This window comes from Pantoea sp. RSPAM1 (assembly GCF_038816185.1).
GTDB lineage: Bacteria > Pseudomonadota > Gammaproteobacteria > Enterobacterales > Enterobacteriaceae > Pantoea > Pantoea ananatis.
Genome location: NZ_CP046137.1, coordinates 882,280 through 896,029 on the forward strand (window position 1 = coordinate 882,280; position 13,750 = coordinate 896,029).

Sequence of the window (13,750 nt, forward strand, 5' to 3'; positions counted from 1 at the left end):
CGCGGTTTGCGTCTGGCAAAACTTATGAGAATCAACGAGAGGGTTCACCATGTCCGTAATTAAGATGACCGATCTGGATCTTGCTGGCAAACGCGTTTTAATTCGCGCCGATCTCAACGTACCAGTGAAAGAAGGGAAAGTGACGTCAGATGCACGTATTCGTGCTTCACTGCCAACTATCGAAGCGGCGTTGAAACAGGGTGCCAAAGTGATGGTTACCTCTCACCTGGGTCGTCCGACCGAAGGTGAATACAACGAAGAATTCTCACTGCTGCCAGTAGTGAACTACCTGAAAGAGAAACTGAACGGTACTCAGGTTACCCTGGCGAAAGACTACCTCGACGGCGTCGATATCGGCGCAGGCGAACTGGTGGTGCTGGAAAACGTTCGCTTTAATAAAGGCGAAAAGAAAGACGACGAAGCGCTGTCTAAGAAATACGCTGCGCTGTGCGACGTCTTTGTTATGGATGCTTTTGGAACCGCGCACCGCGCCCAGGCATCCACGCACGGCGTTGGCAAATTTGCCCCTGTCGCCTGTGCTGGCCCGCTGCTGTCGGCTGAGCTGGAAGCGCTGGGTAAAGTGATGAAGAACCCTGAGCGCCCGCTGGTGGCTGTGGTCGGTGGTTCTAAGGTTTCAACCAAATTTGACGTGCTGCAGTCGCTGGTGAAGATTGCCGATACCGTGATTGTCGGCGGCGGCATTGCTAACACCTTTGTCGCTATCGACAACAACGTGGGCAAATCGCTGTTTGAGCCAGACTTCGTTGACGCGGCCAAAGGCCTGCGCGATCAGTACGGCATTCCTGTTCCAACCGATTCACGTGTTGGCACGGAATTCTCTGAAACTGCCCCGGCAACCGTGAAAAAGGTTTCGGAAGTCGCAGATAACGAAGAGATTATGGACTTCGGTGATGAAACCGCTCAGGCCATGGCGACCATTCTGAAGAACGCCAAAACCATTCTGTGGAACGGCCCGGTGGGCGTGTTTGAATTCCCGAACTTCCGCAAAGGCACCGAGATTGTGGCTAACGCCATTGCAGACAGCGAAGCCTTCTCAGTGGCGGGCGGCGGTGATACGCTGGCCGCTATCGACCTGTTCGGTATCGAAGACAAAATCTCCTACATATCTACCGGCGGCGGTGCCTTCCTGGAGTTCGTGGAAGGCAAAAAACTGCCAGCCGTAGCTATGCTGGAAGAGCGTGCGAAGCAGTAATCCTTTGGGGGCGGTGCCCTACGGCATCGCCTGAAAACTCGCCCGAAACCGGGCGTTTAAATCGCTGTCCCCGTATCGGGGATAACCGGTCACGAAACAGGACACAATCATGTCTAAAATTTTTGATTTCGTAAAACCCGGCGTTGTCACTGGTGATGACGTTCAGAAGATCTTCAAAGTAGCGAAAGAGAACAAATTCGCTCTGCCTGCGGTCAACTGCGTCGGCACCGACTCCATTAACGCTGTACTGGAAGCCGCGGCAAAAGTAAAAGCGCCGGTTATCGTACAGTTCTCCAACGGTGGTGCTGCGTTCATCGCCGGTAAAGGTTTTAAAACAGACAAGCCACAGGGCGCAGCGATTTTCGGTGCCATCTCTGGCGCGCACCACGTGCATCTGATGGCTGAGCAGTACGGCGTGCCGGTTATCCTGCATACCGACCACTGCGCCAAGAAACTGCTGCCGTGGATCGACGGTCTGCTGGACGCGGGCGAAGAGCACTTCAAGAAAACCGGTAAGCCTCTGTTCTCTTCTCACATGATCGACCTGTCTGAAGAGTCACTGGAAGAAAACATTGAAATCAGCAGCAAATACCTGGCGCGCATGGCGAAAATCGACATGACCCTGGAAATCGAGCTGGGCTGCACCGGTGGTGAAGAAGATGGCGTAGATAACAGCCATATGGATGCTTCAGCGCTTTACACTCAGCCAGAAGACGTAAACTACGCGTACGAAAAACTGAATGCGATCAGTCCGCGCTTCACCATTGCGGCCTCTTTCGGTAACGTGCACGGCGTTTACAAGCCAGGCAACGTTAAACTGACCCCAACCATTCTGCGTGATTCACAGAAATTTGTCTGTGAAAAACACGGTCTGCCGCACAACGCGCTGGATTTCGTCTTCCACGGTGGTTCAGGTTCATCTGCTGCAGAAATCGAAGAATCTATCAGCTACGGCGTGATCAAGATGAATATCGATACCGATACCCAATGGGCAACCTGGGACGGCATCCTGCAGTACTACAAAAAGAATGAAGGCTATCTTCAGGCGCAGCTGGGTAACCCGGAAGGCGCAGACAAGCCTAACAAGAAATACTATGACCCACGTGTATGGCTGCGCTCTGCTCAGGCATCCATGGTGGTGCGTCTGGAGCAGGCGTTCAAAGAACTCAACGCCGTTGACGTTCTGTAAGCATCACGCTGCTGTCGTCTGAGTTCGAGAGAACGCCAGACGAACAACTCAGTCCCGATCGTCCGATCGGGACTTTTTTTTTTATCCTTTCCGCTCACGCTCAGTTTCGTTTCTTTTTGTCGGGCGACACATTCTGACGTGCTGTCACAACCTAACTGCAGCGCGCGCTGTATCCTGTGTGTGGCTTAACAGGTGAGGGCAATCGTATGGCCGTCAAACGCATTGTGGCCAATATTCAGGCCGGAAATACGGAAGAAGCAGAACGCTTTTACGGGGGTATTCTTGATCTGACACTGGCGATGGATCACGGATGGATCATGACCTGGGCCGCGGATAACACGATGGTGCCGCAGGTCAGTATTGCGCGGGAAGGCGGCGCCGGCACAGCTGTTCCGGATTTATCCATTGAGGTTGATAATCTCGATGAGGTGTACCAGCGCGTCGTCGCTGCGGGCCTTAAGGTGGAGTATGGCCTGGTGAAAGAAGCATGGGGCGTGCGTCGTTTTTATGTCCGTGATCCGTTTGGCAGGCTGATTAATATACTCAGCCATGTGCCCTGAACAAACATCCTGCGCTGATCCTGGCGTGCTGATGCGTAAATGTGCAAAACCGCCTTCCCGCATCACTCAGTTTGGCGTCTGGCTAAATAATTGATTACCCTTAATCCCTGGGTGTCGGATTACATCTGGCAGTTTTTGTTTTTCCCCACAGGGGATTCATCGACAGGGCTTACAAATGGAAGACTTGAATGTTGTTAATGGCATTAACAGTGCCGGTGGCTGGCTGGTACACAACCAGGCGCTGATTCTGAGTTATGCCGTCAATATCGTCGCGGCAATCGCCATTATCATTGTCGGCATGATCATCGCCAGGGTGATTTCTAACACGGTTAATCGCCTGTTGCTCGCGCGTCATATTGACGCCACCGTAGCCGATTTCCTTTCCGCCCTGGTGCGCTATGGCGTTATCGCCTTCACGGTCATTGCTGCGCTGGGCCGTGTCGGCGTGCAGACGGCATCAGTGATCGCCGTGCTGGGTGCCGCCGGTCTGGCAGTAGGTTTAGCCCTGCAAGGCTCGCTCTCCAATCTGGCGGCTGGCGTCCTCCTGGTTACCTTCCGTCCTTTCCGCACCGGTGAGTTTGTCGATTTGGGCGGCGTAATGGGCACCGTGCTCAATGTGCAAATTTTCTCGACCACCCTGAAATCTGCCGATGGCAAAATCGTTGTGGTGCCAAATGGCAAGATTATCAGTGGCAATATCATCAACTTCTCGCGCGAGCCAGTGCGTCGAAATGAATTCATTATCGGGGTTGCCTACGAAGCCGATGTGGATGAGGTGATTGCCCTGTTGCGCGGCGTCGTTGAGGCCGATCAGCGCGTACTTAAAGAACGTGGCATCCAGATTGGCCTGAATGAATTAGGGGCGTCATCGCTTAACTTCGTGGTGCGTTGCTGGAGTAACAGCAGCGATCTGCAGGACGTTTACTGGGACTTACTGAAAAACTTTAAACGTGCGCTGGACAGCAAAGGCATTGGCATCCCTTATCCACAAATGGATGTGCACCTGCACCAGGTTCAACAGCCAGAAAGCGAGACGACGGCAGCGCAGTAATGTTAGTGGGCGGCAGCGGTCGCCCATTAATTTTGTTAATAGCAGATTAATTTTTTCAATTTCCGCTAATCTGACTCGCTCTTTATAATCCCTGCATCTCACCGATGTAAGGAATATCACCCAGTGTTAACCATTTACTTTCAAGGGCTTGCTCTTGGGGCGGCGCTTATCCTGCCGTTAGGCCCGCAAAACGCCTTCGTGCTGAACCAGGGGGTGAAGCGCCAGTATCATTTGATGACTGCGGCGCTTTGTGCGTTAAGCGATGTCGCATTAATCTGTGCGGGCATTTTTGGCGGCAGTGCGCTCCTGAACCAGTCTCCCTTACTGCTGATGCTGATGACTTGTGCCGGGGTTGCCTTTCTGCTCTGGTTCGGGTGGGGAGCCTTACGCACGGCATTTAGCCGTAACATTGAACTGGCGTCGGGTAGCCACTTAACGCAGAGCAGAGGACGAATTATCGCGACGATGTTGGCGGTGACCTGGCTGAATCCGCATGTTTATCTTGATACTTTTGTTGTGCTGGGAAGCCTGGGCGGACAGTTACCCGGAACGGTTGCGCGACAGTGGTTTGCGTTAGGAACCATCAGCGCCTCGGTGCTGTGGTTTTTCGGTCTGGCGCTGCTGGCGGCCTGGCTTGCGCCTTTACTGCAAACGGCGCGCGCACAACGCATCATTAACCTGCTGGTCGGTGCGGTCATGTGGTTTATTGCGTTTCAGCTCGCCCGGCAGGTCATCACAGGATTTTAGGTAAAAGCTATACGAAAACGGTTTATTGAGGCCAGTATGCCGAACTTTTGCCATAATCTTCACTCCAAACAACGCGTAATGTGATGCGCTTGTGGGCTTCATGTACTGGGAGCCATCGAACTGACCTTTTCAAGGAGGACTTTCATGAAACTGAAAGCATTGGCGCTTGTCGCGATGATGAGTGCAGGGGCATTGCCTTTGAGCGTGCAGGCTGACGAATTGCCGAACGGACCCCATGTTGTTACGTCAGGTAAGGCAACTGTAGATGCCCGTCCGGATATCGCGACGCTGTCAATTGTGGTGAATGTCTCATCGAAAGATGCCGCAGAGGCAAAAAAGCAGGTCGATAGCCGCGTAGCGCAATATTTTGATTTCCTGCAAAAAAACGGTATTGAGAAAAAGGATATCGAAGCCGCGAACCTGACGACGCAGCCAGAATATGATTACACCAAAGACGGTAAATCACAGCTCAAAGGCTACCGTGCGGTGCGTCAGGTTCAGGTCACCGTACGTCAGCTGGATAAGCTTAACGATCTGCTCGATGGTGCGCTGAAGTCCGGTCTGAATGAAGTGCGTAGTGTTGAACTGGGCGTCGCTAATCCTGAGCGCTACAAGCAGCAGGCGCTTAAAGCCGCCATCAAAAATGCGACCCAGCAGGCCTCAGAACTGGCCGAAGGCTTTAATGCCAAACTGGGGCCGATCTACAGCATTCGTTATCAGGTGGCTAACTATCAGCCGATGCCAATGAACCGCATGTTCAAAGCACCGGCGGCGGCGGCAGATACCTCAGCGCAGGAAACCTACGATCAGCAAAGCATTAACTTTGATGACCAGGTGGATGTGGTTTTTGAGATGAAACCAAATACGGCACAGTAAGCCGTTATTGGTATTGTGGTTAAGTCATCAGGGGCAATTTTTGCCAGGCGGTCCTCGCGCCGCTGACGCGGTTCCTTTACATCGCTCATCAACCTGACGGGCCGGCGCAGCCGGCACATCCCTGTGCCGGCTGCGCCTTTTACTCGCATCTTTGCGGATAAATCCTGGTTGATTCCCTCTGCTCAGCGCTGCGTATCGCCTTCTGAAAAATGCCCCTGACGGCCATTAACGCCGTGCCGCTTTGACCAGTACACCTTTTCACCGCAACGCCCAAATTTTGCTGCGGCAAAGGGCGATTATTCCGCCGCATCCTGACGTAGCACCCGGTGGCCATGCGCAATCAGCGCATCCGTTACCCGACGCATCAGGCGGCTTTCAGGTGCAAAACGGTGCCAGTACAGCATCCGACGTTGATACAGCCCCGGCGTGAGATCGATCAGCTCGCCACTCGCCAGTTCGCGTTCAATCTGCAGGTGAGGGATCATACAGCAGGTCGAGCCCTGCCGGGCCATCTGCACAAACGCTTCGGACGAGTTGACGATGTGGCAGGGAACGCTACCCGGTGATAAATCAAAATTCTGCTGCAAAAAGGCCTGATGCATATCATCCAGGTGATCAAATGCCACGGCTGGCGCTTTAAGCAGGGCGGAACGCGTTACGCCGTTAGGGAAAAAGCGCGCTGCAAAATCCTTTGACGCCACAAACAAATAATCCAGCGCACCCAGTTGATCCACCAGGCAGCTGGGAAGCGGCTGCGGTTGAATACTGACTGCGCCAACCACTTCGCCTCGTCTCAGGCGCTCTTGAGTGCGGGTTTCATCCTCAACCTGAAGGTTCAGGCGCACAGGCGAATCGGCCAGGACGTCTTTTAATGCCGGTAACAGCCACGTTGCCAGACTGTCGGCGTTGACCGCCAGCGACAGCAGTAGCGGCGTTGTGCCGCTGTTCTCATCGCCCAGCCACTCTTCCTCCAGTAACTCAACCTGGTGCAGAAGGGCGAGCAGCTTTTGCCCCTGTTCAGTGGGACGAGGCGGTACCGTACGCACCAATAACGGCTGACCAAACAGATTTTCCAACTGTTTAATGCGTTGCGAGACGGCAGACTGCGTAATGCAAAGTTTTTGTGCGGCACGTTCAAATCCGCGTTCACGTATCACTGCGTCCAGCGCCTGAAGCGTTCTGTAATCCGGGCGTTTCATTATTTTTCTCTCTCCTTCAGGATGGACGTTACGATGCCACAAATATTCCAACGGAAATGTCAGCGATATTTTTGTGGGCTGGCTTCCAAAGCATTAAATCCGCCCAATGCATCCGAGCATTTTCAGCAAGCCTTGCTTTATACTACGCGCATTTCCTTATCGCACAGGTTCTAAACATATCATGACCCAGGATGAACTGAAAAAAGCTGTTGGTTGGGCCGCACTGGATTATGTGCAGCCCGGTACTGTCGTCGGCGTCGGTACGGGTTCTACGGCCGCTCACTTTATCGATGCGCTCGGCAGCATTAAACATCAGATTGAGGGGGCCGTATCCAGTTCCGAAGCGTCAACGCAAAAGCTAAAAAGCCTGGGCATTCAGGTGTTTGATTTGAACGAGATTGATGACCTGGCCATTTATGTCGACGGTGCCGATGAAATTAACCCACAAATGCAGATGATCAAAGGGGGCGGTGCTGCCTTAACTCGTGAGAAAATCGTCGCGGCGGTCGCCAAAAAGTTTATCTGTATCGCCGACGCATCAAAAGAAGTGGACGTGCTTGGACGCTTCCCGTTGCCGGTTGAAGTTATCCCGATGGCGCGAAGCTATGTTGCACGTGAACTGGTGAAGCTGGGCGGTTTGCCGGAATATCGTCAGAATGTGGTGACCGACAACGGTAATATCATTCTTGATGTGCACAACCTGCGTATTCTCAATCCCATTGAGCTGGAAAAAACGATTAATGCTCTGCCTGGCGTCGTCACCGTGGGGCTGTTCGCCACGCGTGGCGCAGATGTCGCCTTGATTGGCGGACCTGACGGTGTCAAAACCCTCAAAAAATAAAGCACCGGGCGCACAACAGGGCGCCCGCTTTTTTTGATTTAAAAAAACTTTTCTCACCAGGCTGAAATTTGGTGACTTATGTCACATAACCGTCATCGGCAGCGGGTTCGTTCTTCTCGATACGGTCAACCCACGATTTTGTCTGGCAAAGTACGCCCTCTGAGCCCTGCCATGCTGGCCGTCAGGCAATCGTTTGTATTGCCGCAGGCGAATTTTTTGATATTTTGACAGACGGCTGACTGCGTTCAGTCCTCGTTGAATTCTGAATAGGGTTGGGAAATGGCAAAGGTATCACTGGAAAAAGACAAAATTAAGTTCCTGCTGGTGGAAGGTGTCCATCAGAGCGCGCTGGAAAATCTTCGTGCTGCAGGTTACACCAATATTGAATTCCACAAAGGCGCACTGGATGCCGAGGCGTTAAAAGCTTCCGCTCGCGATGCGCATTTTATCGGTATCCGTTCCCGTTCCCAACTGACCGAAGAGATTTTTGCCGCTGCAGAAAAACTGGTAGCGGTGGGCTGTTTCTGTATCGGAACGAATCAGGTTGATTTAAATGCCGCAGCGAAACGCGGTATCCCGGTTTTTAACGCACCGTTCTCAAATACGCGCTCTGTGGCCGAGCTGGTTATTGGTGAGATGCTGCTGATGCTGCGTGGCGTTCCGGAAGCGAACGCCAAAGCGCACCGTGGTATCTGGAATAAAATCGCCAAAGGCTCTTTTGAAGCGCGCGGTAAAAAGCTGGGTATCATTGGCTATGGCCATATCGGTATGCAACTGGGCGTGCTGGCCGAAAGTCTGGGCATGCACGTTTACTTCTATGACATCGAAAACAAGCTGCCGTTGGGCAACGCATCACAGGTTCGTAGCCTGACGCAGTTGCTCAATATGAGTGACGTTGTCAGCCTGCATGTTCCGGAAACCGCCTCTACGCAAAATATGATTTCTGCCAATGAGCTGGCACAGATGAAGCCTGGCGGCCTGCTGATAAACGCCTCACGCGGCACCGTGGTAGATATTCCTGCACTGTGCGAAGCGCTGGCCAGCAAGCAGGTTGGTGGCGCTGCGATTGATGTGTTCCCTGTAGAGCCGGCGACCAACAGCGATCCGTTTGTTTCCCCACTGAGCGAATTCGACAACGTTATCCTGACGCCGCACATAGGGGGATCGACGGAAGAAGCGCAGGAGAATATCGGGATTGAAGTCGCGGGCAAGCTGGCGAAATATTCGGATAACGGTTCAACGCTGTCTGCCGTCAATTTCCCGGAAGTTTCGTTGCCGATGCACGGCATTAGCGCCAGTCGTCTGCTGCATATTCACGAAAACCGTCCGGGCGTACTCACCGCGATCAACCAGATTTTCGCTGAACAAGGCATCAACATTGCCGCTCAGTACCTGCAAACCTCTCCGATGATGGGTTATGTGGTCATCGACATTGATGCTGAGCACGAACTGGCAGAGAAAGCTCTGCAGCTGATGAAGGCGATTCCGGGAACGATTCGCGCTCGCCTGCTTTACTGATCCCACGCTGTCACCCACCCGGGCACACAAGCATGCCCGGGTTTATTCATCCCACAGCCACAGTTTTGATGGCGTCAGCACGGCCGGCAAAGGAATGTCCCACGCCGCTGTAGGCAGCGCGTCAACCCGCTGACAGTCATGAGCAATGCCCACCGGTAAGAACCCGTGCTGTTTCCAGTTCTGTAAGGTGCGATCGTAGAAGCCGCCCCCCATGCCTAAACGCTGTCCGGCGCGATCGAACGCCACCAGCGGTACCATCATTACGTCCAGTTCATCCAGCGTGATCAGATGACGAATATCCAGTGGAGGTTCGGGAATGCGCAGTTTATTTTGGATTAACTGTGTTTCTGGCGTATAGCGCAGAAAAAGCAAGTGGCCCGCTGCGAAGGGGTGCAGAACCGGCAGGTAAACCCGTTTGTTTTGCTGCCACAGCCTGGCGATAAGCGGTCGTGTATTGATTTCGCCATCAACAGACAAAAACAGTGCCACGTTGTTGGCATCGGCCAGTGGTGCAAAGTTGATCGCATGTTGGGCGAGTTGTTCGGCTGCCGCATGCTGCTGCTCAGCGCTCAGAGCGCGACGTAAGTGGCGAACGTGCTGACGGATGTCCTGACGCAGTACTAAAGAGGGTGCTGACATGGTGTCCCCCAGACAAAGTCGCTTGAGCGACGCAGTATATCATGCCTGGTGGGAGGTAATGCAGTACGACCAGAAGGGAGATCTCCGAGATGCCGCCGTAGGCTGTAACCCTTGAACCCTTGGTTCAAGGTGAACATGCCGTCGCAACCATCAGGCTTCTCGGACGGACCGAGCATGCTCACAGGTTGCGGAGCGTCACATTCTGTTGGTATGAAATATCGGCTCAGGGGACTGGCCCACTTGCAAACATCTCAGAGAAAATTGACTTCACCGTTAGTGTAGCACACTGACCATGAAGTGTTATTCGAACTTCGCATCCTGGCGATCGGTTATGCGACCTTGCTCAACTAAAGCCTGCTCAATGGTCTGCTGTAACATACGGATTCGTTGTTCCATGTTAGCAGCATAGTCACGCGTCTTACCTTTCTCTTGTGCCAGTTCATGGCAAATGTTTAACGCGGCAATGAACACCAGTTGCTCTGTATTGGTGACTCTAGTGCGAACTTTTAAATCTTGCAACCGTTGATTGAGATCTTCTGCTGCCGCGTTCAGCGCATCTTGCTGTTCAGGCGGACAATTCACTCTCAAAGAACGACCAAAAATTTGTAAATCTACCGGTTGTGCAGACATGCCACCTTCCTGACTGATTACCTGGCTCGCCATTCCCCTTAGCCTTCAATGGCCTGGGAGGCGGGCAACTATATAGACCTGAGAAATAAGATACAACCCCTTTTCTGGAAACCTTGAGGCAGCTAGTGGTAGCATACCACGAACTCTTACAGCCAACGACGATGAAAAATGATGTCTTCACAGAACGCAACCCCCGATTACAACGCGCTGGCGGCGGCGCTCTCACAGCATGGCGTGGGCATGACGCCTGCGGAAATGCACGGCTTACTCAGCGGCATCTTATGTGGCGGTAATGCGGATAACAGCTGGAAAACGCTGGTCCACGATCTTGCGAACGAAGGCATGGCTTTTTCGCAGACGCTGTCCCTGCCACTGCAGTCTTTGCATGAAAGCATTGCGACTACGCTAGAGGACGATGGCTTCCTTTTTCAACTGATGCTGCCCGACGATGATGACATTACGGTGTTTGATCGCGCGGATGCTCTGGCGGGCTGGGTAAACCATTTTTTACTTGGTCTGGGCGTAACCCAGCCTAAACTGGATAAGGTCACCGGTGAAACGGGCGAGGCCATTGACGATCTGCGCACGATTGCTCAGTTGGGCTACGACGAAGACGAAGATCAGGAAGAATTAGAGCAGTCGCTGGAAGAGGTGATTGAGTACGTTCGTGTTGCAGCACTACTTTGCCACGACACTTTCACGCGTCCGCAACCGACTGCGCCAGAAGTACAAAAGCCAACGCTACACTAAGCCAGCTATCTGAGTTTAACAGGGAGTGCAGACATGATTTCACTGGAAAATTTTCAACAGCGCCGTCAGGCGCTGCTGGCGAAAATGGTTCCGGGCAGCGCAGCGTTAATTTTTGCCGCGCCTGAAGTAACGCGCAGTAACGATAGCGAATATCCGTTTCGTCAGAACAGCGACTTCTGGTACTTCACGGGGTTCAACGAGCCTCAGGCGTTACTGGTGCTGATAAAAAGTGATGAGAACCACAATCACAGTGTGCTGTTTAATCGTGTTCGCGACCTGACTGCAGAAATCTGGTTTGGCCGCCGTCTGGGACAGGATGCGGCGCCCGCTAAGCTCGGCGTAGATCGTGCCCTGCCCTGGAACGATATTGGTGAACAACTCCACCTGCTGCTGAACGGCCTGGATGAGGTGTACCACGCGCAGGGCCAGTATGCTGAAGCTGATAAACTGGTGTTCGGTGCGCTGGATAAACTGCGGCAGGGTTTTCGCCAGAATCTGAGCGCGCCTGCCAGCCTGACAGACTGGCGTCCCTGGGTGCATGAGATGCGCCTGTTCAAAAGTCCGGAAGAAATCGCCATCCTGCGCCGTGCGGGTGAGATCAGTGCGCTGGCGCATACGCGCGCAATGCAGGTCTGTCGTCCGGGCCTGTACGAATATCATCTGGAAGGGGAAATTCATCACGAATTTAACCGCCACGGTGCGCGATTCCCGTCTTACAACACGATTGTGGGTTCCGGCGAAAACGGCTGCATTCTGCACTACACCGAAAACGAGTGTGAGATGCAGGACGGTGATCTGGTGCTTATTGATGCCGGATGTGAATGGCAGGGCTATGCGGGTGACATTACCCGGACGTTCCCGGTTAACGGTAAATTCACTCAGCCGCAGCGGGCGGTGTACAACATCGTACTCAAATCACTTGAAACGGCACTGTCCCGATTCCGTCCCGGCGTTAGCATCCGCGAGGTTAATGATGACGTCGTGCGCATTATGGTCACAGGACTGGTTGAGTTTGGGATAATGCAGGGCGAGGTTGAGACGCTGATCGCTGAAGATGCCCACCGTAAATTCTTTATGCATGGTCTGGGCCACTGGCTGGGTCTGGATGTCCACGATGTGGGGCACTACGGCACACCAAGCCGCGATCGTATCCTGGAGCCGGGCATGGTTATCACCGTCGAACCGGGGTTGTATATCGCGCCCGATGCTGACGTACCTGTGGAATACCGCGGTATCGGCATCCGCATCGAGGATGACATTGTGATTACCGAAACCGGTATTGAGAACCTCACCGACAGCGTGGTGAAAGATCCTGATGCAATTGAAGCGCTGATGGCGGCGGCACGCGCGTTATGACCATTCTTATCGCCGGTGGAGGAATGACCGGCGCCACCCTGGCGCTGGCCATCGCGCACCTGACACAGGGTAAACTGCCCGTGACGCTGATTGAAAGCAGCGAGCCTGGCAGCCGTGCGCATCCGGGCTATGACGGCCGGGCGATTGCTCTGTCTGCCGGAACCTGCCAGCAGCTTGCTGATATCAATCTCTGGCAGCGGATCTCCCCCTGTGCCACACCGATTACCACTATTCACGTATCCGATCGCGGCCATGCCGGTTTCGTGTCACTCGCCGCCAGCGATTATGCGATTCCCGCGCTGGGGCAGGTAGTTGAATTATTCGACGTAGGGCAATGCCTGTTCACACAGTTAAAACAGGCACCCGGCGTCACACTGCGCTGTCCCGCGCGCGTCACTCAGGTGGCCCGATCCCTGGAAAGCGTGCGGGTCACGCTTGATAATGATGAACAGCTGGAAGGCGACGTGCTGGTAGCCGCTGATGGTACCCGTTCAGCCGTTGCGGCCGCCTGCGGCATGCAGTGGCACACCGAGCCCTATCAGCAGTTAGCGCTTATTGCCAACGTCACCAGTGAGCTTCCCCATCAGGGCCGGGCTTTTGAACGCTTTACCGAGTTTGGCCCGTTGGCGCTGTTGCCAATGTCAGATAATCGCCTCTCGCTGGTGTGGTGCCATCCGCTGGATCAGCGCCCGCAGGTTGAAAGCTGGAGTGACGAGGCGTTTCTCAGCCAGCTTCAGCGCGCATTTGGCTGGCGACTGGGCAAATTTATCCATACCGGTAAGCGTGACGTTTATCCGTTAGCGCTGCAGCAGGCCGACCCGGTGGTTTCTCATCGCGTTGTGACGGTTGGTAACGCGGCACAGACGCTGCATCCTATTGCCGGTCAGGGGTTCAATCTTGGCCTGCGTGATGTGATGTCGCTTGCAGAAACCCTGGCAACCGCGCACCGACAGCAGCAGGATCCGGGCAGCTATGCGGTCCTGCAACATTACCGCCAACGTCGCCAGCAGGATCGGGCCATTACCGTGGGCATCACTGACGGTCTGGTGCGCATGTTTGCCAACCGTCATGTGCCGCTGGTCGTCGGGCGCAACCTTGGCCTGCTGGCAATGGATCACCTGCCATGGCTGAGAAATCTTCTGGCCGAGCGAACGCTCGGCTGGGTTAAGCGTTAACTGAGA

The 13,750-nt window shown here is 53.9% G+C and carries 14 protein-coding genes and 1 other RNA gene; 11 read left to right on the forward strand and 4 right to left on the reverse strand.

Going from position 1 to position 13,750, the window contains the following annotated elements; genetic code table 11:
* Positions 1-49: 49 nt before the first annotated feature.
* The 6 genes from pgk (at position 50) to GKC68_RS04810 (ending at position 5,636) form a co-directional block, all read left to right on the forward strand.
* Positions 50-1,213: a phosphoglycerate kinase gene (pgk, locus tag GKC68_RS04785; RefSeq protein WP_028723313.1), complete on the forward strand. Its 1,164-nt coding sequence runs from the start codon at positions 50-52 to the stop codon at positions 1,211-1,213.
* Positions 1,214-1,322: 109 nt separating this feature from the next.
* Positions 1,323-2,402 carry a class II fructose-bisphosphate aldolase gene (gene fbaA / locus GKC68_RS04790; RefSeq protein ID WP_028723312.1) on the forward strand — a complete coding sequence of 360 codons (1,080 nt, stop codon included), beginning with the start codon at positions 1,323-1,325 and terminating at the stop codon, positions 2,400-2,402.
* A gap of 206 nt (positions 2,403-2,608) precedes the next feature.
* Complete coding sequence (locus GKC68_RS04795; protein ID WP_028723311.1) at positions 2,609-2,962, forward strand: VOC family protein; 354 nt, start codon at positions 2,609-2,611, stop codon at positions 2,960-2,962.
* A 175-nt stretch (positions 2,963-3,137) separates the two neighbouring features.
* A complete protein-coding gene (gene mscS / locus GKC68_RS04800; RefSeq protein ID WP_028723310.1) occupies positions 3,138-4,013 on the forward strand; it encodes a small-conductance mechanosensitive channel MscS in 876 nt (291 codons plus the stop codon).
* A 123-nt stretch (positions 4,014-4,136) separates the two neighbouring features.
* A complete protein-coding gene (argO, locus tag GKC68_RS04805; protein WP_028723309.1) occupies positions 4,137-4,760 on the forward strand; it encodes an arginine exporter ArgO in 624 nt (207 codons plus the stop codon).
* A 144-nt stretch (positions 4,761-4,904) separates the two neighbouring features.
* Positions 4,905-5,636, forward strand: coding sequence for an oxidative stress defense protein (locus GKC68_RS04810; RefSeq protein WP_206115956.1), 732 nt, complete (start codon positions 4,905-4,907; stop codon positions 5,634-5,636).
* A gap of 296 nt (positions 5,637-5,932) precedes the next feature.
* Here GKC68_RS04810 and GKC68_RS04815 read toward each other — a convergent pair whose 3' ends face one another.
* Positions 5,933-6,835, reverse strand: a complete 903-nt coding sequence (locus tag GKC68_RS04815) for a LysR family transcriptional regulator ArgP (RefSeq protein ID WP_058705510.1) — start codon at positions 6,833-6,835, stop codon at positions 5,933-5,935.
* A gap of 181 nt (positions 6,836-7,016) precedes the next feature.
* Here GKC68_RS04815 and rpiA point away from each other — a divergent pair, with 181 nt between their 5' ends.
* Positions 7,017-7,676 (forward strand): ribose-5-phosphate isomerase RpiA, encoded by a 660-nt coding sequence (rpiA, locus tag GKC68_RS04820; protein WP_028723306.1) that lies wholly within the window; start codon positions 7,017-7,019, stop codon positions 7,674-7,676.
* A 279-nt stretch (positions 7,677-7,955) separates the two neighbouring features.
* On the forward strand, positions 7,956-9,194 hold the full coding sequence (gene serA / locus GKC68_RS04825; protein WP_013027067.1) for a phosphoglycerate dehydrogenase: 1,239 nt from the start codon (positions 7,956-7,958) through the stop codon (positions 9,192-9,194).
* Between the two features lie 42 nt (positions 9,195-9,236).
* Here serA and GKC68_RS04830 read toward each other — a convergent pair whose 3' ends face one another.
* From GKC68_RS04830 to zapA, 3 genes are all read right to left on the reverse strand, one after another.
* On the reverse strand, positions 9,237-9,833 hold the full coding sequence (locus tag GKC68_RS04830; RefSeq protein WP_013027066.1) for a 5-formyltetrahydrofolate cyclo-ligase: 597 nt from the start codon (positions 9,831-9,833) through the stop codon (positions 9,237-9,239).
* Positions 9,834-9,910: 77 nt separating this feature from the next.
* Positions 9,911-10,094: non-coding RNA, 6S RNA (ssrS, locus tag GKC68_RS04835), on the reverse strand.
* Positions 10,095-10,133: 39 nt separating this feature from the next.
* Positions 10,134-10,463 carry a cell division protein ZapA gene (gene zapA, locus GKC68_RS04840; RefSeq protein ID WP_015699590.1) on the reverse strand — a complete coding sequence of 110 codons (330 nt, stop codon included), beginning with the start codon at positions 10,461-10,463 and terminating at the stop codon, positions 10,134-10,136.
* A gap of 171 nt (positions 10,464-10,634) precedes the next feature.
* On the opposite strand from zapA, the gene GKC68_RS04845 reads away from it, so the two are divergent.
* Genes GKC68_RS04845 through ubiH form a run of 3 tightly spaced genes read left to right on the forward strand, consistent with a single transcriptional unit; the run spans position 10,635 to position 13,744 of the window.
* On the forward strand, positions 10,635-11,213 hold the full coding sequence (locus tag GKC68_RS04845; RefSeq protein WP_047715611.1) for a YecA family protein: 579 nt from the start codon (positions 10,635-10,637) through the stop codon (positions 11,211-11,213).
* Between the two features lie 33 nt (positions 11,214-11,246).
* Positions 11,247-12,569 (forward strand): Xaa-Pro aminopeptidase, encoded by a 1,323-nt coding sequence (gene pepP, locus GKC68_RS04850; RefSeq protein WP_342656633.1) that lies wholly within the window; start codon positions 11,247-11,249, stop codon positions 12,567-12,569.
* Positions 12,566-13,744 (forward strand): 2-octaprenyl-6-methoxyphenyl hydroxylase, encoded by a 1,179-nt coding sequence (ubiH, locus tag GKC68_RS04855; RefSeq protein WP_110956759.1) that lies wholly within the window; start codon positions 12,566-12,568, stop codon positions 13,742-13,744. The genes pepP and ubiH overlap by 4 nt, the downstream gene beginning before the upstream one ends.
* The last annotated feature ends 6 nt before the right edge of the window (positions 13,745-13,750 follow it).